This window comes from candidate division WOR-3 bacterium, from assembly GCA_016867815.1.
Taxonomy (GTDB): domain Bacteria; phylum Hydrothermota; class Tepidihabitantia; order Tepidihabitantales; family Tepidihabitantaceae; genus UBA2258.
The window spans coordinates 19,853-40,567 of the sequence record VGIR01000018.1; the positions used below are offsets into that span (position 1 = coordinate 19,853).

At 64.0% G+C, this 20,715-nt stretch carries 15 protein-coding genes; 5 read left to right on the forward strand and 10 right to left on the reverse strand.

Going from position 1 to position 20,715, the window contains the following annotated elements; translation table 11 throughout:
* The first annotated feature begins 52 nt into the window (after positions 1-52).
* The 4 genes from FJY68_04450 (at position 53) to FJY68_04465 (ending at position 3,465) form a co-directional block, all read left to right on the forward strand.
* Positions 53-340 (forward strand): hypothetical protein, encoded by a 288-nt coding sequence (locus FJY68_04450; protein MBM3331088.1) that lies wholly within the window; start codon positions 53-55, stop codon positions 338-340.
* 34 nt (positions 341-374) lie between these two features.
* Positions 375-1,139 (forward strand): hypothetical protein, encoded by a 765-nt coding sequence (locus tag FJY68_04455; protein ID MBM3331089.1) that lies wholly within the window; start codon positions 375-377, stop codon positions 1,137-1,139.
* A 130-nt stretch (positions 1,140-1,269) separates the two neighbouring features.
* Positions 1,270-2,193, forward strand: coding sequence for a fibronectin type III domain-containing protein (locus FJY68_04460; protein MBM3331090.1), 924 nt, complete (start codon positions 1,270-1,272; stop codon positions 2,191-2,193).
* 57 nt (positions 2,194-2,250) lie between these two features.
* Positions 2,251-3,465: an imidazolonepropionase gene (locus FJY68_04465; GenBank protein MBM3331091.1), complete on the forward strand. Its 1,215-nt coding sequence runs from the start codon at positions 2,251-2,253 to the stop codon at positions 3,463-3,465.
* Here FJY68_04465 and FJY68_04470 read toward each other — a convergent pair.
* From FJY68_04470 to FJY68_04505, 8 genes are all read right to left on the reverse strand, one after another.
* Positions 3,462-4,469, reverse strand: a complete 1,008-nt coding sequence (locus FJY68_04470) for a hypothetical protein (GenBank protein MBM3331092.1) — start codon at positions 4,467-4,469, stop codon at positions 3,462-3,464. The two genes, FJY68_04465 and FJY68_04470, sit on opposite strands and share 4 nt — an antisense overlap.
* On the reverse strand, positions 4,466-5,446 hold the full coding sequence (locus FJY68_04475; protein ID MBM3331093.1) for a hypothetical protein: 981 nt from the start codon (positions 5,444-5,446) through the stop codon (positions 4,466-4,468). The genes FJY68_04470 and FJY68_04475 overlap by 4 nt, the downstream gene beginning before the upstream one ends.
* A 231-nt stretch (positions 5,447-5,677) precedes the next feature.
* Positions 5,678-9,142, reverse strand: coding sequence for a T9SS type A sorting domain-containing protein (locus tag FJY68_04480; GenBank protein ID MBM3331094.1), 3,465 nt, complete (start codon positions 9,140-9,142; stop codon positions 5,678-5,680).
* A gap of 194 nt (positions 9,143-9,336) precedes the next feature.
* On the reverse strand, positions 9,337-10,692 hold the full coding sequence (locus FJY68_04485; protein ID MBM3331095.1) for a glycosyltransferase family 4 protein: 1,356 nt from the start codon (positions 10,690-10,692) through the stop codon (positions 9,337-9,339).
* Between the two features lie 12 nt (positions 10,693-10,704).
* Positions 10,705-10,944 (reverse strand): hypothetical protein, encoded by a 240-nt coding sequence (locus FJY68_04490; GenBank protein ID MBM3331096.1) that lies wholly within the window; start codon positions 10,942-10,944, stop codon positions 10,705-10,707.
* A gap of 692 nt (positions 10,945-11,636) precedes the next feature.
* Positions 11,637-12,908, reverse strand: coding sequence for a PQQ-like beta-propeller repeat protein (locus tag FJY68_04495; GenBank protein ID MBM3331097.1), 1,272 nt, complete (start codon positions 12,906-12,908; stop codon positions 11,637-11,639).
* Positions 12,909-13,140: 232 nt separating this feature from the next.
* Entirely contained in the window at positions 13,141-14,418 is a 1,278-nt protein-coding gene (locus FJY68_04500; GenBank protein MBM3331098.1) for a glycosyltransferase, read from the reverse strand.
* Between the two features lie 1,210 nt (positions 14,419-15,628).
* Positions 15,629-16,300, reverse strand: coding sequence for an SOS response-associated peptidase (locus FJY68_04505; protein MBM3331099.1), 672 nt, complete (start codon positions 16,298-16,300; stop codon positions 15,629-15,631).
* 258 nt (positions 16,301-16,558) lie between these two features.
* Here FJY68_04505 and FJY68_04510 point away from each other — a divergent pair, with 258 nt between their 5' ends.
* A complete protein-coding gene (locus FJY68_04510; GenBank protein MBM3331100.1) occupies positions 16,559-17,377 on the forward strand; it encodes a hypothetical protein in 819 nt (272 codons plus the stop codon).
* A 129-nt stretch (positions 17,378-17,506) separates the two neighbouring features.
* Here FJY68_04510 and FJY68_04515 read toward each other — a convergent pair whose 3' ends face one another.
* Together FJY68_04515 and FJY68_04520 are read right to left on the reverse strand one after the other, a co-directional pair.
* Positions 17,507-19,873 carry a YncE family protein gene (locus FJY68_04515; GenBank protein ID MBM3331101.1) on the reverse strand — a complete coding sequence of 789 codons (2,367 nt, stop codon included), beginning with the start codon at positions 19,871-19,873 and terminating at the stop codon, positions 17,507-17,509.
* A gap of 292 nt (positions 19,874-20,165) precedes the next feature.
* Positions 20,166-20,675 carry a hypothetical protein gene (locus FJY68_04520; protein MBM3331102.1) on the reverse strand — a complete coding sequence of 170 codons (510 nt, stop codon included), beginning with the start codon at positions 20,673-20,675 and terminating at the stop codon, positions 20,166-20,168.
* Positions 20,676-20,715: the final 40 nt, after the last annotated feature.

A 20,715-nucleotide genomic window follows, 5' to 3' on the forward strand; every position in this document is an offset into this window, starting at 1 on the left:
AAGCCGGAAAGACAAGTCCGTGGCCAGAAGCCACGAACACAAGGAGGAAGATGTGAGGAAGCTGATCGCTGCCGCGGCCATACTGGCTGTGGTATTCGTCCTTGGATGCCAGGACACCAAGAAGGTGACCGAACTCCAGGGGCAGGTCGACAAGATGACGCAGCAGATAACCGACATGACCGCCCAGGTGACCACGCTGACCGCCGAGCGCGACTCGCTCAATAAGGTAGTGGTCGACCTTATGGCCAAGCTGCCCCCGGTCAAGGGTGGCACGATGACCAAGCCGCCGGTAAGCAAGGCCCCGGGCGCCGGCACTCTGAAGCCGCCGACCAAGAAGTAAGCCTGGCCAACAGCCAGACAGGAGCAAGAGTAAAATGAGAAAGAACGCACTGCTGGTCGTATTCGCTGCCGCGTTGCTCTTCATCGGCACGGGATGCGACACCATCGTTACGCTGGACCCGCCGACCGTGACGGCCACTGCCATCAATGACGGCGGCGGGCTACGCCTGACGTGGACCGCGGTCACCGACGCCGCTTCCTACGAGATCACCACCGACGATTCGGTTTACACGACGACATCCACGAGCTTCGACGTCACCACACCGAGCGTGACAATCGAGGTCAGAGCGGTCAATGGCAGCGACAAGAGCGACGCGGATGAGATCGACTGCGAGGTCGTCGAGACCGCCTCAATCGACGTCTACGGCATCAGCGATACTGATACCACGCACCACACCGGGTTCGCCTTCAGTTCAGCCGGCAACATAATCACCTACTCGCTGGCGTATGTCAACCTGGCCGGACTCGATTTCTATGCTGACGATGTTGCCTACCCCGGCTCGATGTACATTATCAACCCGGGCGACAAGGGCTGGAATACGAAAGGCAACGCGGTCAAGGATGCGGGCACGACGGTCTACGATGACGCCGTACTGGCCGATGCGCCGGGCAGCGGATACATTACGCAGCTGGCGATCGTGACCGGCGGCGTCTACTACCTGTGGCTGGACCGCACCAATGACGGCTGGAGCGCGGAAGACAACTTCGCCAAGGCGAAGATCATCTCCATCGCCGGCCCGAAGGTGACCATGCAGGTTGGCTTCCAGAAGGTCGACGGACTTCGCTGGCTGGCCAACTAGCACGAGCGGAAGAGCTTGAGCAACCGGGGGCTTCGGCCCCCGGTCCTTTTGTTCGCCCGGTGTGAACGCTGCCTCGCGCCGCGCCCCGCGTGCGGCTTGAACCGCAGCCGGACGGGCGTATATTTGAAGCGTGAAGACGAAGGGCCGCTTCCGAATTCAAGTCGGCGTGCTGTTCACCGGTGTGCTGGTACTGGCAGCCGGGTGCGGGGACCTGAGTCAGGGACCGCCGACCGGGCTTCTGCTTACCGCGGCTTCCGACACGACCGTCAGAATCAACTGGACCCCGCCGGCCGGGAGCGTGCCGGACAGCTACTTGATTGCCTTCATGGAGACCGGCACCTCGACGTGGCTCGATGTCGGCAGCGCCGGCGACAGTGCCACCCATGCCGACCACAATCCGCTGGGCCGGACGGGACGCTATCGCGTCAGTTCGGTGTTCGGCAGTGGATCCTATCCCGCGACCCAGACCCCGACTTCAGCCCCGGTACACACCGGTGCCACAATGGTCGGCGAACTCAACGGCACTATCTACTCAGGCTTTGGCTGGGACCGGGACAGCGGCGCCGGGTCGATCTTCACTATGGGCTATGCCAGCAACGCGGACCGCGTTGACTTCTACGTGACCGACTGGTCGGCGGGTTTTGCCGGGCCGGACTACTACGCGGCCAGCCCGGACTGGGGGCCGCACGAGCCCGGCAGTGCCGGCTTCGTTCCGGTTGGTCCGTGGCGCCCGAACGGATTCATCTCCTTGTCCGACGGCGGGCAGTTGCCGCTGCCCCTGTTCGAGTCGACCCGGTACGCGAACCACCTCAAGCTGAGTCGAGACTCGACTCTTGCGGCCGTGGTGTGCACCGATACGGCCATCGCTTTCGATACTATTCTCGTCATCGATACCAGTTCCACCATCGATACCACCATCACGGTTGACACGATCGCCAGTGTCATCCGCCGTTACGCCCTGGTGAGGTTTGGCAGTCCCGACACCGTCAGGGGGACGGTGCAGGTCGAGACTTGGTTCCAGGCCATCCTCGACCTGCGTCTCATCCAGCACTAGCCAGTCGGGTCGAGCGTCCGGCTTGCAGCAGCGAGGTGCGCTCGGTATAGTTGTGCCGTGAATGAGACCCGGTTCATTCTGAACAACTGCTCACAGGTGCTGACGATGACCGGCGGCGGGCTGGGTGTAGTCGAGTGCGGCGTGGTCAGAGTCAGGGACGGCAGGATCCACGAGGTTGCCGACCACCCGCTCACCCCGGTTGAGGGAGAAACCGAGATCGACTGCCAGGGCAAAGTAGTGATGCCGGGCTTTGTCGATCCGCACACCCATCTCGTGTTCGGTGGCTGGCGGCAGAACGAGTTTGAGATGCGGCTCGCCGGCCGGACCTACCGGGAGATAGCGGAAGCGGGCGGCGGCATCATATCCAGCGTTATCCAGACCCGGCTCGCGACCGAGGACGAGCTGTACAACCGGGCGCTCGAGCGGATGCACGAGATGCTGCTCTGGGGCACGACCACGGTTGAGGTGAAGTCAGGCTACGGGCTCGACACCGAGGCGGAACTGCGGATGCTGCGCGTGGCGCGGCGGCTGGGCGAGCTGGAGTTCTGCCGTGTGGTGCCGACGTTCATGGGCGCGCACAGCGTGCCCAAGCGCACGCCCAAGGCGGATTACATCGAGCGCCTCGAGCTCGAGATGATTCCGGCGGTGGCGGCGGCCGGACTTGCGCGGTTCTGCGACGTCTTCTGCGAGGACTTCGTCTTTGACGCGGCCGAGAGCTTTCGCATCCTGGAAGCGGGCAAGAAGCACGGTCTTGTCCCCACCATCCACGCCGATGAGATCGAATCCTCCGGCGGAGCCGAGGTTGCCGCCCGCGTCGGCGCCGCCTCAGCCAGCCACCTCCTGCAGCCCTCGGACTCAGGCCTGCGGGCGATGGCACAGGCCGGCGTCGTGGCCGTGCTCCTGCCCGGGACCTGTTTCTTCCTGCGCGAGGTCCACAAGTCGCCGGTCGCGAAGATGCGCCAGCTCGGCATCGTGATGGCGCTCGGCAGCGACTTCAACCCGGGGTCCTGCCCGATGTTGGCCCAGCCTCTGACCGCGCAGTTCGGCTGCCTCCATTACGGGATGACGATCGAGGAGGCGTTGCGCGGTATCACCGTCAGCGCCGCCAAAGCGCTGGGAATCGATTCAGAAGTCGGGACGCTGGAGCCGGGCAAGGCCGCGGACGTCGTCGTTACCGACGTGCCGGACTACCGGCACATCGTCTATCGCCTGGGTCACAACCCGGTCTGGATGACGATCTACGGTGGACAGGTGGTCCACCGCCAGTTCTAGCGGCTCAGTGTCTGCCGCGTCGCCGCTATCTTCTCTGCGTTCTGGCGGTCGATGATGCGTCCGATGTAGTAGCCGATGGTCGTCACCTCAACTGCTATGCACATGCCCGTCAGCGCCATCGGTAGCATGGTCAGGACCGAACCGTCGTCCGGCATGTCGTTCAGCGGCCCGGTCCTACCGTAGTGAAGCGGTCCTGCAAGCAGAAAGAAGCCCGCGCCCGCAGCGAGTGCGGGTATCACCGCGCCGATGGCGCAACTCGTCCGCCACTCCTTGCCTTCTTCCGGCAGCGGCAACGCGGGTGGTCGCGTGCGGTCGAGCTTGTCGCCGGCTATGTAGCCGGCGGTCGTGCCGACCGCGGTCAGGCAGCAGGCCGTGGTCCAGAAAATCGGGTGGTTGACCGAGTAGACGGGTACGGTGATGTTCTGGTCGAGGCAGTTGGCCGCAGATCCCTGGCCTACGCCCTTCTTGATGCCGGCCCACGAACCGATGCAGCCGCCGAGAGCCGACCCGGCAGTCGCACCTGCCATGGTCATGTGGTACCGGTTCTCGGTCATCAGCGACGGAGTGGTAGGGGAATCCTCGGCACCGGACTCGGCGTTCCCGCTCGGCTCATCCCGCAGCGGCCGCGATTCCACCTCGCGCCAGAATGCCCTCAGGCTGGGTGCGACGGTCGTATCGGTCTTCTGCTGCTCGGCGACGAAATCACGATAGTCGATGAGAAAGCGGATCCTCTCCAACTGACCGGGCAGGATGCGGTAGTAGACCGGCACCAGCGTATCGCCGTCAGCCTGTGCCACTTTGGCGTAGACCTGAGACCCGGGCAGGCCGAGAATCACGGCGTACCGGAAGTTCACCGAGTTCGGGAACAGGTGGAAGCTGTCGCGTTGGGCACGACGAATGGTGTCTCCGAACGCAGTCTTGATGCGGACGACCGTCGGCTCCGAGGCCGCGGCAAAGGTAGCAACGGCCGCAAGCAGAACCAGCGCGGTTCCTTTGTGGCTCATGGCTGCGCCTGTCGGCCGAGCGCCCGGCGTCGCATCTCGGCATCCTCTGCTTTCCTGCGGTCCATGGCGCGGCCGATGCGGTACCCGATGGTCGCAGCCTCAACGGTTATGCAGAGTCCGGTGAAAGCCATCGGCAGCGCCGTCCAATTGTCTGGGTCGTTGTCGATTTGGGCAAACCAGTCTGCTAGCACGCCGTACCGGGAGGAAGCGGTGAGCCAGAACACCGTGAACCCGAGAACCACACCTGGGACGAGAGCGCCGAGGGCAAGGCCCGTGCGCCAGTTGGTGCTTTCCTTCAGTTCAGACATCGTGACGGTCTGCTTGCGGTCGAGTCTATCGCCCAGCGCGTAACCCGCTGCGGTCCCGATGGCCGTGATGCCGCACGATGCTCCCCAGAACACGGCCGAATTGACTCTGTAATGCGCGACTGCCGGCAGGCAGCACTCTTTGGGCTCATCGGTGTACGAATATGTGATCCCGGCGTGTGACCCGAGGCAGCCGCCTGCGACCGAGCCCAGGGTGGCTCCGTGCAGCGCATAGTCATACCGGTTCTCAGTCGTCCCAGGAACAGCCGGTTCGCCGGGCGGCTGCTCCTCGATCGAACGCCAGAAGGCGGCCAGCGATTGTGCCGCGCCGGCGTCGGACGCGACTTCCTTGGCTACAAAGTCACGATTGTCAACGAGGAAGCGGATTCTCTCCAGCTGGGTGGGCGCGAGACGGAAGTCGACCTCCCAGACGGTATCGTTTCCTGCCAGTGTAACCTCGGCGCGTATCTCCGGGCCGCGCCGCTCGACGATGACGGCGTGCTGGAACCCGACCGAATTGGGGAACAGATGAAAGGTGTCGCGCTCAGACCGGTCAATCGTATCGCCGACCGCATCACTCACCCGGATGACCGTCGGCTCCTGGTCGGCGGCGAGTGCCACTGCCGCCAGCAGCAGAACGGCGAGAAGAACGGCCCGTCGGGCAGAATCCACTGCCGAGATGCTATTGACTCGGGGTTACATTGTCAAGCGTCCGCGAGCACCGAGAAGGGATGGAGGGATCAAGGGAGCCGGGGATCGAGTGAGAGGAGGAGTCACGAACTCCGGTCATGATGGTTGGTTCTTGTCTTCATCTGCGTCCATCTGTGGTTGTCGGATGCTTCCCGCCAGGTCAAAAGGAAGCCGCCCGCAAAGAGCGGGCGGCCCGGGAGTTGGATCGCAGTCCTAGCGGACGATGGCCACGCGCCGGGACAGGGTCTGGTCGCCGGACGTCATCCGCAGATAGTAGACACCGGCCGGCATTGACCGCAGGTCGAGCCGGAACGGCGAAGGTCTCTGTTCGAATGTCGAATGGACCAGACGACCCTGAGCATCGTAGACGCGCAGAGACGAGGGCCCGGAAAGGGGAGTGGAGAACCGGATATTGACTGCGTTCGTTGCCGGGTTGGGGTAGGCTTCCAGTCTGTAGCTTGAGGCCTGCGGCTTGGGGTCGGGTTCGGCTACGCCCACGTTCGCGTCATACCAGTCCTGGGCGCGCTGGCAGGCGTCGAGGTAGGTCGCCGAATCACCGGCCGCCACGAACGCGAGGGCGACGCGCCGGTCCCCGCCCTGCGGCAGGCCCAGCGGGCCGGTGGAAACCGCGATCGACCAGTTGTAGGGGCGGTCAGAGCCTTGTGTGCCGAGCGAGCCGGTCATGATGCGGTACTTCATGTCGTTGCTCAAACCGGAGTCGGAGTCAACGTAGCGGCCGTGGTCGATGCAGGCGAGCCTGGCGGCTGCTTCATGGGTCAGGAGTTTCACTCCGCACCAGCGGTTCCGGGATAGGACGTTGCGCATGAAGGCGGTGGCCTGGCCGGCGTCGGTGAAGGCGACGTCATGCAGCCGGTCCGTGGCAACGACGTCGAAGTCGGCAAGGATGCCGGCGTGGGCGGTGACCGCCTCGCCGCCCCCGTTGTGCACGTCATAGACCATGATTACCCAGTCATTGTTCCCGGGGTCATCTACTCCCAGAGCGTGCTGCTGGACCGTGACGTTGTGGGCGTTGGAGTGACCGGCGTCGTTGAAGGCGGACGTCATGTACTCGTCGGCGTTCCACATCGGGGCGCGGGAGCGGACGCTGTCCACCAGCCGCCAGTCGCTGTCATACCCGCTATCCAGGTTGTAGAAACGGTCGGCGACGTACTCCGGGCACCCAACAAGACAGAAGCTCGCGGCTCTCAGACTCGACGTATCGTTCTGCGGGAAGCGGAATCCCCGGCCCCTGCAACCACCCTCGCGGTCGTAGCCGGCGGTGCCGCGGGCAGTGATGGTCAGCGCGACCTGACCGGTGTCGATGTCGGCGCAGGTCCGGCCCGGATAGCCAAGCACGACTTCGAATTCGAAGTCCCAATTCGAACCGCCGCCGGCGACACGGGCGAGAAATCGCAGGCCTGAGCCGGGTTCGGCGTCCGGCGCGGCCGCGATGCTGAGGCTGGGCGTTGTCGCGGAGTCCCCGGCAGCAATGTTGCCATAGTCCGCGGTCGAATCCAGCACCGAGCCCCGCCCGCCCGTGATCTGCAGCACCACGCTCGCGTCGTCGGCATCGCCGCTGCCCGTGTTGGCAACGGTGAGAACCAGGTTCGCGGTCTCTCCCGGTTCGAGGATGCCGTTGGGATTGGACTGGTTTGCGTCGTCTATCCGGCTGCGGCGGTACGTCACGTACGGTTCCGGCACGCCGGCCTTGACGACTACGTCCCTGGTCCCGGCCAGCTGGTTGTGACCGGTGGCGGTCAGCTTCAGTGTGCCGACCGTGACCGGGTGGATTGCCAGCGAGACCTGGCCCGAGCCATCGGTCTGTCCGGTGGCGAATACCTCGCCGCCTTTCCAGGCGCACACGCGCGCGCCCGCGAATCCCGGCGTCACTGTGACCGAGAGATTCTGCCCGCCGGTTGATATCGTGTCGGCAGCCGAGACCGCAAGCTGGCCCGGCGCTTCAGTCCAGATGTCGATGGCCGGGTCGCCGAGCAGGTTGAACTCGGTCATACACCAGCGCCAGAGGGAGTTGTTCTGGGCCGGGCCCGCGTACTCCTCGCGCGACCGGCTGTGGGCCGTGCCGATGACGTACTCCTGCGAATGGAAAAGGTGGTCGTAGAACCGGATGCAGAGCTTTTCCGACGGGCCCATCGAAGGCGGCGTGCCCCAGCCGTAGCGCGAGTTCATCATCACGGCGATGCAGCCCGCCGAGTCACAGTTGAGCGCGATTTCGGCGAGGCAGTCCTCGGCTTCGAAGTTGCCCGGCGTGCAGGCCAGAGAAGTCATGATGCTGTAGCGCCGGCGATTGCGCTGCTGCGAGGCGCTGCTGCTCAGGTAGATGGGCGTGCCATTCTCGTCATAGACACCGCCCTCGTTGCCGTGGCCGGCCGGGTCGAACAAAGCGAAACCGTTATCGAACGAATCCCGCACGACGCCGGCGCCGGGCGGGTTCTCCAGCTTGACGTCGGTCCAGCCGGACGGGGTGAGGTTGGCGATGGAGTCGTTCACGAACTTGCCGTGGTAGCCGATGTTGTACCAGAGCCAGCCGGAAGGCAGCAAGTTCCGCTTGATGTAGTCGGTGGCCGGGTTCCCCTCATAAGTCTTCACCTTGGCGATGAAGTTCCGGACCTGGGAGGCGCGGTCGACCGGGGCCCGGCCGGTTATGACATCGGCATAGAAGTCGACCGAGTCGGACATCTCGCCGAACAGGTCATTGTCGTTTGAGTCCCACGAATAGTCGAGGTCGCCGAAGTAGAGGTCGGTCGGGATGTCGCCGGTTTCATCACCGACGCTGACGCGGATGCGGCGCGACGGCACTTGCGCGTTGTCTCCGGCCAGCAGCACGTACGACAGACCGCGGTGCTCGAAGAAGTTACGGATGCAATTGCGGGTCTTTTCTTGCAGGTCCCGGCCTTCGTAGTTGCGGCCGATCCACTCCTTGGTGCGGATCTCTGCCCGCAGGCCGCGGCTGCTCCGGTAGTCGGCAAACGGCACGAACTCGGGAGCGAGGGCGTCGTTCGTGATGATGAGGTAGTTGATCTCCGGCAGACCGGCCTTGGCCGCCAGCGGCGAGAACCGCTCCAGGTCTTCGGGGTTCTGCACCAGCGAGCGCAACCCGGCAAGGGCCCGGTCGTGCTGCGACGGCGTCAGGGTCGTTCTGTCCGCACCTTCCACATAGTCCACCTTCACCATTAGCTGCGTGTGCAGCGAGAGCAATCCCGACCGGGGCCGCAACGAGAACGGCGACACCCGGACCGCGACCACCCGGAACCCGGCGGCGGAGCCGGAGTGATACCCAAGCAGGATGCCGGCCGGGAAGGGTGTGTTGGAAGCATAGACTTGCGCGTCCGGAGGAACCCAGGCCGCGGCCTGCTTCGAAAGGGGATAGGGAGGCTGGGCCGGCACGACGTTGTAGACGCCCAGTTCGGTCACGGCCAGCGGCGTGACGGAAACGCCGGTCACCTGCGCGTTCGCGGGAATGGCGAGCGTAACCGCTACCTCGGGCAGCGACGGCTTGCCCGGGTCGGGCGACAGGGCTCCCTGGGGGAGTTCGACCACATCGAACCCGTTGAGCGACGAGAACCGGACAGCGCCCGGGCTCGTGTTCAGCGTATGAATCACGGTTTCGGCAAGCAAAAGGGCCGGCACAAAGGCGAATAGAATCAGAGCTCTCTTCAAGAATCCTCCGAAGTCAGTTGTTTCCAGGTCAATTGTAGATTGTATATATCCCGGCCAACGAGCGCAAGAAGAAAACCGGCTCACCGACTCGTGCACGCTACGCTCAGCGCTCCGCCACGCGTCCCGGTCGGATTCTCACGGAGACAGGCTGCAGGCCCGGAAAGCGGCCGGGGAGAACGGTCCCGGGCCCGGAGCTAGCGTGCCTGCGGCGACCGGTGAGCGTTGGTCAGCCGCCCCAACCTATGCCAGTAGCGGTGGCAGGAGTAGAAGAGCGCGGACGCGCTCATGTTAAGATGGCCGTAGATGTAGGTGAGGGGGTTGAGGCCGTGGACCCCAAGAGCAGGGGCGTGTCCGGGCCTGGTCAGCGGGCTGAATTCGGCGACCAGGGTCTCATATGCGGCCGCTGTCGCATCCACCACCCGGGTCCAGTCCATCTGTGCAACGCGATCCGTTGCCTGGCGGCAAAGCCGGTCATACCGGGCCTGGGGCAAGCTGCAGACCCGCTCGACACAGCGGGCGAACTCGGCAGGCGGCGTCTCTCTGGGCAGTCTTCGGCCCACAGCGTCGTCAACCAGTTCGTCAACTGTCTCGTTGGCGAGACCGATAACCGGCGTTCCCGAGGCAAGCGCCTCGATTACGGTCAGGGACTGGACTTCCAGCCGGGAGGCCGAGACGAAGGCGTGGGTATCAGCCAGGCACGCCGGTATCGCAGACTGGTCCAGCTGGCCGAGGAACTCGACGTTGTTCAGACCGTGCTCGGAGGCGAAGCGGCGCAGTCTTCTCTCGTAGCCCGGGACAAGCGTCTTGCCGACCAACCGCAAGCGGTAGTCCGGCGGCAGGTGCGCAAGCATCTCCAGCAGGTACATCTGGTTCTTGCGTTCGGAGAGGAAGCCGATGAAGCAGAGATTGCGTGCCCTGCCGTCCATGTCGGCAAAGCGGCCGGTGCGGAAACGCGCCAGGTCGCGGCCGTTCGAGATAGGGAAGACCCGGGCCCGGAGCGGGTACTCGCGCAGCGCCCGGATTACCGAGTCGTTGATGGCTACGATGCCGTCGCAGTCAGCGAGGAAGCGGCTGATGTAGGAGTGAACTACGGGCTGCACCAGCCGGCGGGCTCGGAACCCCGGCAGCTCACAGGCGCCGAACTCGAGGATCCGGTTGGGAAGACCGTGAAGGGTTATGACAAACGGGATCGAGTGGCCAAGCGCGTAGTACTGGGCTATCGCCCCTAGCATTATCGGGTCGTGGCTGTGGACTATTTCCGGTCGGAACTCGTCCAGCCAGGCGATGGTCCTGTTGCAGGTGGAGCGGTCGAGCGACGGGTAGTAGACCTGGTCGGGCCCGGCGCTGGCCACGGTCAGTACCTTCACGCCGCGGCTATTCGTCGCCAGCGCGGTTCTCTCACCCGGGCAGAGCAGGAGGACCTCGCAACGCTCGGCCAGATGCCGCGTCAGTTCGTGCGCCACAATACCTCCGCCTCCGCCGGAGTTCTCCGGGAAAATCGAAGCAACTGCGACGCGCCTACCGCAACTGCGCAAGGCGCTATCTTCCATCTGGTGGTGTCGTCACCAGGGAGTGTTCCCGGCTTTCGTTCCGTGCGGCCAGTACTGCAGCGACACACCGAAGCCGAACTCGGGGCCGCGGTATTCGTCGACATTGTCGAATCGGCTCAGGTGCAGTTCCGGCACTACGCGGAGCTTGTCGCCCACCGACGCGCCGACGAAGATCTCGGTCTCAAGCCACTGGGCAGTGGCGGAGACACACAGCAGGCTGCGTATGGCCGGTAGTACGAACTTGAGTTTCACGCAACCTCCTATTATTGCATGACCTAGCTGCGCCAATCTTGCCGCAAGCCGGGCCGCTTGTCAAGCCCATCCGGCTGGCCACTTCTCAGCCTCGCGCCATGGTGTCGACGCCTTCCGGGCACAAGTGCCGGGCAGTGCCGCTGACCGCCTGCGGTCAGCAGGATACTGGCAGCCATAGCGCTCTGCACAAGTGCGCATCTCATTTTTCCGGTCCTCACGGCTATTCAGGCCGGCCAGTGGACGCCATGCCCGGCGTTCGCCCTGTCCTCGCGTTCGATGTGGCTGAGGTCGATTGTCGGCATGCACGGCTTCTCTCCCCGCCGGAGATGTTACGGTCTGCGTCTGGAACGGTCGTCATCGTTTCCGCCACCCCCGGCATTTCGGGCCTCCCGCTCCCGTCCGTCAACCGCGCGGTCGGTCGTTCCGCGCCGCGATCTTCTTCGAAACAGTCCAGATTCGTTCTCCTTCCCACTTCTTCCCAGGCGAGCCTACGTCACTGCCAGTTGTATCAGGTGGCTGGCGCGTGACACGCAGCGCCTGCCTTGGTCCGGTCGGGGCGAATCGCGCCGGGACGGCTGCGAGGTTCCCAGAGATGGCAATCTACCGACCTGCAGCACAACCATGGTCTGCATGGTACGCCGGCTTCGTGGTTCGAGTTCACAACAGGTCGTCTGCCCTCAGGCCCATGGCTGCTACTTCCCGGCCCGTCCGGTGTGCGCGCGGTCGTGCTGGTACATCGGCCACTGGCCGCCGCCGCCCGTGCTCGAAACGGAGAATGCGGAGACGCCCCGGTTATGGCGCGAGACTAGCAGGGCGTTGTTCGGGCCAAGGCAGGGGTCGCTCTCGGCTCCTCCTTCTTCCGAGTACTCCCAGAGCTTCCTGCCTTCCGGACTGAACGCCACGATGTGATACTCTTGTTCAGTCCACCAGCCGCCCGTGTTTCCGGCAAAGTACACGTTGCCGTCTGCCCCGATGACGCACGAACCGGCGGGTGCGGGGTAGTTGTGGCGCTGCCAGTGGAGGGTGCCGTCTTGATTCAGGCAAAAGAGCGTATCCAGTCCGTCACCGAGGTATATCATCCCGGATCCATCAATCACCGGCGGATTGTCAAGGCTGATGCTCACCGGGCTCACCCACCTCTCCGTTCCGTCCGGGTTGAGCGCTACGACCGGCCCGCTGAAGCAATGCATGTAGATGACCCCGTCTTCGCCGATCGCCATCGGGCCGGATTCTCTGACACCTGGGACCGAGTAGCGCCAGCGCACCGATCCATCCGGGCCGATCGCCAGGCAACCTACGACCGTTGTCACGTAGATAGTACCGTCGGCTCCCAGCACGGGAGGCTCGCGCAATTCACTTCCCGTCGGGCAACGCCACCGGATGCCACCATCCGGATTGACCGCGACCATCGAACTGCACCCCGGCACGTACACCGTGCCGTCACCTCCCAGCGCCGGAGCGAGATCCTGAAACCGCCACGGCTGGCCAGTGTCGACGACACACTCCCATACCTTCTGGCCGCTCAACGGGTCGAGCGCTGCCAGTCGAACGAGCTCCTCGTACTTGACCTCGTAGATGCGACTGCTCGAGGCGATCGCCAGCGCGCCACTATTGCCGCTCCCCGGAATGCTGCACTTGATTGCGCCGGTCGAGTCCAACCCCCAGATGCCGTCACCCGTGGAGACGTATATCATGCCGTCCGGCGCTACAGCAGGCGTGTGCATGTTTCTGGACCCTATCTCCGTCTGCCAGCGAAGGTGGGCCCGCCCCGGATCGAACAGAGCGCACCCAGAAAGCAGGACACCGGCTATGGCGAGCGGTACGATTGCGGCATTCCTCATCCGACCTCCACTCTCCTTGGCCTGATCAGCGGCGAGCTGGCGAGCCACTGCGTCGGGTTCCACTCGAGCGGCCCTTCGGCCTTCGACGGCCGTGTCCGGGAGCACCCGACCTTGCCCGGGCATCTGTCCAGGCCTGCCGGCTCCGCCCGGCCGCTCCGCTCCTCTCTGTCGTTTCGCGTTCCCTCGCACCCGGTTCCCGTTTCCTGTTTCATCATTGCTCCTTCATCTCCTCGTACTTCTCTTCTGTAACCGGACTCTCCATTCCGACATCTCATCCGTCTCTTCTCCCCGCATCCGGAGCCGCACCACCCGCTGCATCGCGTCCCTGGTGTCCAACTTCTTCATGGTTCTGTTCCTACCGTCTCAGCCTGTGGTACGCATATCCAATTGCGGTCAGGCCTACGTCCAGGAACCAGAAGACCAGGGCCGCAGTCCGCAAGCCGGGAGCCGGCCGCAGGGCCCGGTTCGGTCCGCTCTCGCCCGCGGCCTCGATGGTCCTGCCCTTCCAGGTCGCGTGCCCGGTGGAGAGCATGACGACCGAGCGCACGGCAACAAACAGTGCGAGGCTGACCGTCGCCGGGTAGAGGAAGGCGAGGTAGGACGGCACGCCGAAGCGCCGGCCGGACAGCAGCAAGAAGCAGAGCGGCACCGCGATGCCGGCCAGTGCCAGGGGCAGCTGGGAAGGCGCGAGCGCGATACCGAGCCCGGCGAGCACGAGCACTGCAGGCGGCAGGAAGAACAGCAGCACGATCCCGGCCCACGCCAGGGCAAAAGGCGCCAGCGCGCGGTCGAACGCGGCGAATACGCCCTTGGTGAATCCTTCGACGACGCCGGCCCAGTTCTTGTACATCCGGCAGGTTACGAATCGGTGGGCGTCGCAGAAGCACCAGTTCAGGCCGTGCGCCACCACCCGGGCCGCGAAGGCGCGGTCGTCGAGTACCTCGCCCCGAACCGAGGCGTACCCGCCTATCCAGTCATAGGCCTGCCGGCGGAAGAGCATGAACTGCCCGTTGGCGGCGGATATCGGGAGGTGCAGCCGGCGGCAGAGTTCGAAAGGAATGGTGCAGAACACGTGGTGGATGCTGTAGAAAGGCACGACCAGGCGTTCGCCCCAGGTGCGTATCTCCTGGCCGACGATTGCGGACACGAATTCGAGCCGGCCGGGCAAAGCTGCGTCCATGGCGGCCCGCAGCGCGCCCGGCGCGTGTACCGTATCGGCGTCGGTGAAGAGGATCCAGTCACCGGACGTCTCCTCGGACAGCTGCTGACACGCCCAGTTCTTGCCTACCCATCCGGGCGGGCGCGGCAGCCCGGAAAGCACGCGGACGCGGGAGTCGCGGCGGGCGAATTGGGCCAGGATCTGCGCGGTCCGGTCGGTCGAATTGTCGTCCAGCACGACGACTTCGAAGTCGGGATAGTCCTGAGCCAGGAGCGACGGGATGAGGCGCGGCAAGTTCTCCTCCTCATTGCGGGCCGGGACGAGGATAGAGACGCGCGGATAGTGCGGTTGAGACGGGTACCTGCCCAGACGCGGCATGGTCAGCAGGTTGCCGAGGCAGACGGCGAGCACATAGAAGGCCAGCGCCAGCGCCACCCACTGGAGCACGGCGAGGTGTGTCATCAACTCCATCATGGCTGACCATATGCACTGATGGTGCCATCAAGTGACATGGCGCAGATGCGAGACTTAGTGGCAGGCCGGGGCAATGAAGCGTCTCTCCTTGGTCACAGGGCGTCACCGGGCGGATACAGATGTCTGTGTCGTCGGAGAGTCCCTCGTCCATCTTCGATCCTCGGCCGCAGCAGCCCCTGCGGGACGATACTCCCGCCGTCCTGTCCTTCCTGATTCTTGTGTCCTTGTGGTTGGACTTCGCGTCCTCGCAGCTTCCCTGACGCCCTGGGTAGTATCGGTCAGGGCAGCTCATCGAGTAGCTCGACCGGTTGCGGTGCGAGTGAAACGGCGGGCAGTATGGGCGGCAACCCGGCAATCTCCGGTCCGAACGACCGGGTAAGATCCGGACAGGGTTCCTCAACGAATTGCGGCCGGGACTGTCCGCAGGATGAAGGACCAGGGACTCCCCGAGACGATTCGGCGGACCGCAATCCAACGTATCCCTGGATCTATCTCGGGGGCTACCCCCCGAGCAGTCCCGGGGGCGGCGGGGGGCAGGCCCTCCAGAAAGAGGCTTCGAGATTGAGGATACGGGAGTTGTGGCGGTTTTGCGCGGACTTGGCCTAAACTGCAGAGATGCAGCACTGCCGCCGACGGGCCGCAAGTGATGGATGCAAGCACGCCGCTTTTCTGGTCGCCACTCGCCAACCTCTCGCTTCTGCCTTCGGTTCCTCCGCCACGCGATCCCCAGATCGCCTGATTTCTTTGCGCCGCACTTCTGCATTCCGATCTCTGAACCGACCGACACCTGGACCTTTGTGTCTTGGTGTCTTTGTGGTGAGAATCCCCTCCGCGCCTGCCTTCCTTGTCTTCTCTCCGTTTTCTGGCAGACTGTGTCGTGGATACCAGGGGGGACACCGAGCTTGTCCAATGGCTCGAATTTCGCATCCGCGAGCTACCACAGATTGGACTCGTGCCAGACAACAGGTACAACTGACTGTGGCGCATCTATGCTACTGGCCAGTCCTGAGACAAGCTCTACCTCTCCGTATGGACTAAGAAGCGCTTCAAGGTGTCTCGGGACTTGCCCCAATCCCGACCACCTAGGGCATTTCGGACTCTAGATCCCAGATCCAAGATCCGCCTTCGGCATCCGGCCATCCAGTTTGACACGCAGCGGCTAGGGTCAGATTGGGCTCAAGGTGGAGACGCCGTGCAGGCGCGAGCCGGGCTAGGCAGGCTGGTCCGGTAGGGGCTGGATGCAGCGGTCCGTGTCGTAGTTGGGGTTGTTGACCCAGCGGTCGACGCGGTAGGCTTCCATCAGGTCCGGCTTGAACTGGCGGAGGAGGGCGCCGTAGTCTTTGTTCTCCGGGTCGAGCCAGGCATCCCAGTCGTCGCGGGCGATGATGACCGGCATCCGTCCGTTGATGTGCTCGAGCAGTTTGTTGGCCGAGGTCGTGAGGACGACGCCGGTGGCAAGGCTGCGGCCATCGTGCTCCCACATCTCGTGCATGCCCGCGATGGCGAACGGCGACGCGTCTTTCATGCGGATGAACCACGGCTGTTTGAGGTGGTCTGTGGGCTGCCAATCGTAGTATCCGTCCGCGGGCACGAGCATCCGGTTGTGCGCGATGGCGTGGCGGAACGCGGGTTTGGTCGCGGCGGTTTCAGCCCGGGCGTTGACCAGCTTCTTGCCGATGGTCTCGTCTTTGGCCCACGAGGGCACGAGTCCCCAGCGCAGGCGCAGGACGGTACGGCTGCGGCTCGCCCGGTCGAGCGCGACGGCCTCGACCTCGGTCTGGGGGGCGATGTTGTAGCGGCGTTTGAACCCGATGCCCATGGAGACGCCGAAGAGGTCGGAGAGTTTGTCCGGCGGGGAGAAGAGGGCTATGCGTCCGCACACGGCTCAGCGCCCCATGCGGAACCGCAGTCCGGACCGGCCATTCACGCAGCCAGTATAGCGCCGGAACCGCGCGAAGTCATCCGACTCACGCCGGCCGTCTTACACGCCTGCACGTTTCGGATTGAACCGAGCCGTGGTCATGATAGACTCCAGCCTGATAGAGTATGCGTGTAGCAGTATCGCTTTCGATGGTCGCGGATGCTCCACGTCCGCCGTCAATGATGGAGAATGCAGATAGTGACTCGCACGGACCCCGGAATGCCTGACGACATTGCCCTCGCGGCCACCTGGCACCCAAGGGGTGAGACGCAGCGCCTCGCCCGAGCGTGGAGGAGAATCAGCGAGACATTTCGCGCCGTGTCGATAGTCGTGCCTTCGGATGTGCACAGCGCTCAACTCGCCGATCAGGTCGGGGCGGTTCGGCAGCAGATCTCTTCCGCACCGAATTGGAGCAGGGGGCGCTACGAGGCTCTGCGCCTGGCTGTCGCCAGCGGCGCCTCGGCCATCGAGTATGTTGATATGGACCATCTGCTCAGGTGGATAGAGACAAGACCGGACGAGTTGCATAGGGTGACCGAGACGGCGGCTCATACTCCTTTCGTTGTGATCGGTAGATCAGAGCAAGCGTACTCGACGTACCCGCTCGCGATAAGGGAGACCGAGCGACCGATCAACAGCCTCTTCTCTCACATTTTCGGACAGGAGATGGACCTTTGTGCCGCGACGCGCCGCATGAGCCGGGACATTGCCGGCATGTTGCTGCGGGAAAGCAGTAGCGATGCTACCTTCGGCGTTGATACCGAGTGGCCGGCCATCGCGTTCCGGCGCGGAGTCAAACTCGAGTACGTCGAAGTCGATGGTCTGGACTGGGAATCTGCCGATCAGTATCAAGATACCGCGGCTGACGCTGCCCGGCAGTCGCGACTGGCGGCGCTGTACGATCGCGACCCAGAGAAGTGGTCGTTCCGGGTCAGGGCGGCGGAGGGCATGATTCGGGCGGGCCTCACCGCACTCGGGAGATGTCGCTGCGACGAGCCAAATCCGCAATGTCACCCCGACGCAGCGGGCGGCTACTAGCACCAGGCTGCGAGCCAGCTGCCCGTCGGTAGCGTCGTTTTGTAGGTCGGCAGTAGTCCTGAACGCCGTCCCGCAAAGAGAAGGCTGCCGGCAGCGACGCGGGCAGCTCTTTCCCGACGAACACCGATTCTAGTCGGCTCGGACGATCTTGGTCACGGTCCCGGTCCGGCCACCAGTGCGGGGCCGCACTTCGCAGACGAAGTACACGCCCGGCGCGAGGCGCGACACGTCGTTCGCGCCCGGACGTAGGTCGAGGACGCTGCGTCCGGTGATGTCTAGCAGGAAGCTTGACGTCTCACGCTCGACGCCTGAAGCCAAAGGCAAGCGCAGCACGCCGCGGACGATGGTGGTGCCAAGGGGCGCGGGTCCCGTTCCCGACTGCGGCGCGCCTTCGATCCCGACCGGCACGCTGTCGCGGATGACCACAACGCTGCTTGAATAGAGGCCGGCGACGTAGATTCGGTTCTCGGCTGGGTTCCAGACCAGGTCGCTGGGTTCGGCGCCGACAGTGATGGTCGTGTCGATGGCGTTGGTCGCACCGTCGATGACCGTTACCGTCGTACCGCCACCGTTGGCGCAGTAGATCCGGTTGTTGATCGAGTCGTAGCAGAGAGACTGGGGCAGATAGCCGACAGTCAGGGTCGTGTCTGTCTGCTTGGTCGCGCAGTCAATGACCGTGACTTTGCTGTCGGCCCGGTTGGCGCTGTAGATCTTGTTGTCCTGCGGATTGTAGCACAGGCACCAGGGCTCGGCGCCGAGCGCAATCGTCGTCTCCACGGCATTGGTAGCCCCATCGATGACGGTTATGCTGTTGCCGTATTGGTTGGCGCAGTAGACGTCTCTCGAGCCGGTGCTGTAGCAGACCGCGACCGGGCTGCTGCCGACCGCGACGACCGTGTCGACGTGATTCGTCGCGCCGTTGATCACGACCACGTTGTTGCCGTAGGTAGAGGCGTAGATCTTGTTGTGCTCGGGGTTGTAGCAGAGGCTGTTCGGCACGACGCCGGCCGGCACGACCGTGTCCACGGTGTTGGTCGCGCCGTCGATGATCGCCACCGTCGAGGCTGCCATGTTGGCGATGTAGACCTTGTTTTCCGCCGGGTTGACACAGGAAGCGTGCGGGGCGTTGCCGGTGGACAGTTTGGCGATGACCGTATTGGTCACGCCGCTGATGACCGCCACCGAGTCCGAGTACTCGTTGGAGCAATAGACGTTGTCGTTCGCCGGGTTCCAGCAGAGCGCGCGCGGGCCGTAGCCGGGATTGATGTTGGCGACGACGCGGTTGGTCGCCGCGTCGATCACGGCCACGGTGCTCCAGTTCTCGTCCGCGGCGTAGACCTTGTCACGCTGGGCGTTGTAGCAGAGCGCCTGCGGATAGGCCTGGACTACTGCCCTGGCAACCACCGCATTCGACGCGCCGTCGACAACCGCCACCGCTCCCTCGCCGTAGTTGGCGCTGAACACGCGGTTGCACTCCGGGCTGTAGCAGACGGCCTGGGGCATGCTGCCGACGTCCACAGTCGCCACCACGCCATTGGTCGTACCGTCGATTACCGTCAGCGTCGCGGTCGTGCTGTTCGCGCAGTAGACCTTGTTGTTCTTGGAGTTGTAGCAGAGCGCGGCAGCGCCGTTGCCGGCAGCCACCGTGGTGATCCGCTGGTTGGTGGCGCCGTCGATGATGGTGACGTTGGCGCTCGAGAAGTTGGCGCAGTAGACCTTGTTGTCGTTGGGGTTGTAGCCGAGCGCCCAGGGATTGGTCCCCGCGCTCACGGTCGCGATCACCGCGTTCGTTCCGCCGTCGATGACCGTCACGTTGCTACTGCCCTGGTTCGCGGAGTAGAGCTTGTGGTCCTGCGAGTTGTAACAGAGGGCAAACGGCTTGTCGCCCACCGGGACGCTGGCGACGACCGTGTTGCTCGTTCCGCTGATGACCGAGATGGTGTCGCGCCCGAAGTTGGCGCAGTACACCGTGTTGCCGTAAGGGTTGTAGCAGAGTGCGTAGGGCATGTCTTTGACCGCGACCGTGGCCAGCACCGAGTCGGTGGCGCCGTCGATGACGGTCACGTTGTCGCTCGAGGCGTTGGCGCAGTAGACCTTATTGTCGGTTGGGTTGTAGCAGAGCGCAAACGGTTCGTTGCCGACGGCGATCGTGGCGACCGGCTGGTTGGTGGAACCGTTGATGACCGTCACGCTGTCGCTGGTCTGGTTCGCGGCGTAGATCTTGTGGTTCTGCGTGTTGACGCAGAGCGCCTGCACGTCGATTCCGGCGGGGATGCGGGCGATCCGTTGGCTGGTCGAGCAGTCGACTGCGATTACGCACCTTCCGGCTACGCCGCCTACGTAGCAGGCGTCCGACACCGAGTCGTAGACGATCGACTGCGGGTAGACCATGCCTCCGAGCGAATCGGGCAGCCAGATCTCTGTCTCAAGCCACTGGGCAGTGGCGGAGACACACAGCAGGCTGCAGATGGCCAGTAGTACGAACTTGAGTTTCACGCAACCTCCTATTATTGCATGACCTAGCTGCGCCAATCTTGCCGCAAGCCGGGCCGCTTGTCAAGCCCATCCGGCTGGCCGCTTCTCAGCCTCGCGTCATGGTGTCGACGCCTTCCGGGCACTAGTGCCGGGCAGTGCCGCTGACCGCCTGCGGTTGAGGCGTTTGGAGCGCTGTCGGAGCGTTTGGTGGGCAACAATCCTAGCTCGAGTTCCTGTATGTCTCACTCGTCTATGTCACTTGGTTGGGGCTACTGCCCGGCGGTTATGTCAAACTGCAGCGATTCCGTCATACCTAAACCGCAGCGAAAACGTCATAGGGGGTCCTCTTCGGCGGACGCTGTGGCCGAGACCGGTCAATGGCGCGGGTGACGGGAATGGTGCCGGCCTTTTCATGTCGGACGTGGATCGAGCCGTCAAACCACTCCTGCACGCTGACTTGGGATCCGGCGATAGGGAAACTGCGAGTATTGGGCTTGAGCTGGTAGATGATTCCGCGATAGCTGATGGTGTTGTCGTTTTGGACCTCGCGGGTGGACTTGGCGCAGAGGACGGTGCGCAGGTCTTGTCCCTCGGGAATCGATCGGAAGGCCTGTTTGGGATCTCGTGGTTTGACTCCGAAGCGTTTGGCGTACTTGGGTATGAATACCCGATTGAGGTAGTCGGTGGCTTTTTCGGGGTCGGTGATGTGGTGATGGTCGAGTTCTGCGACCAGCCGGTCTTGTAACGAGCCGTTGATCCGCTCGCCCCGGCCGCGGGCCTGCGGGGTGTGGGCAAAGAGAAGCTGAATGGCGAGTGATTTCATGGCGATCTCGAAATGGGTGGGTTTATCGTCTCGCTGGAAT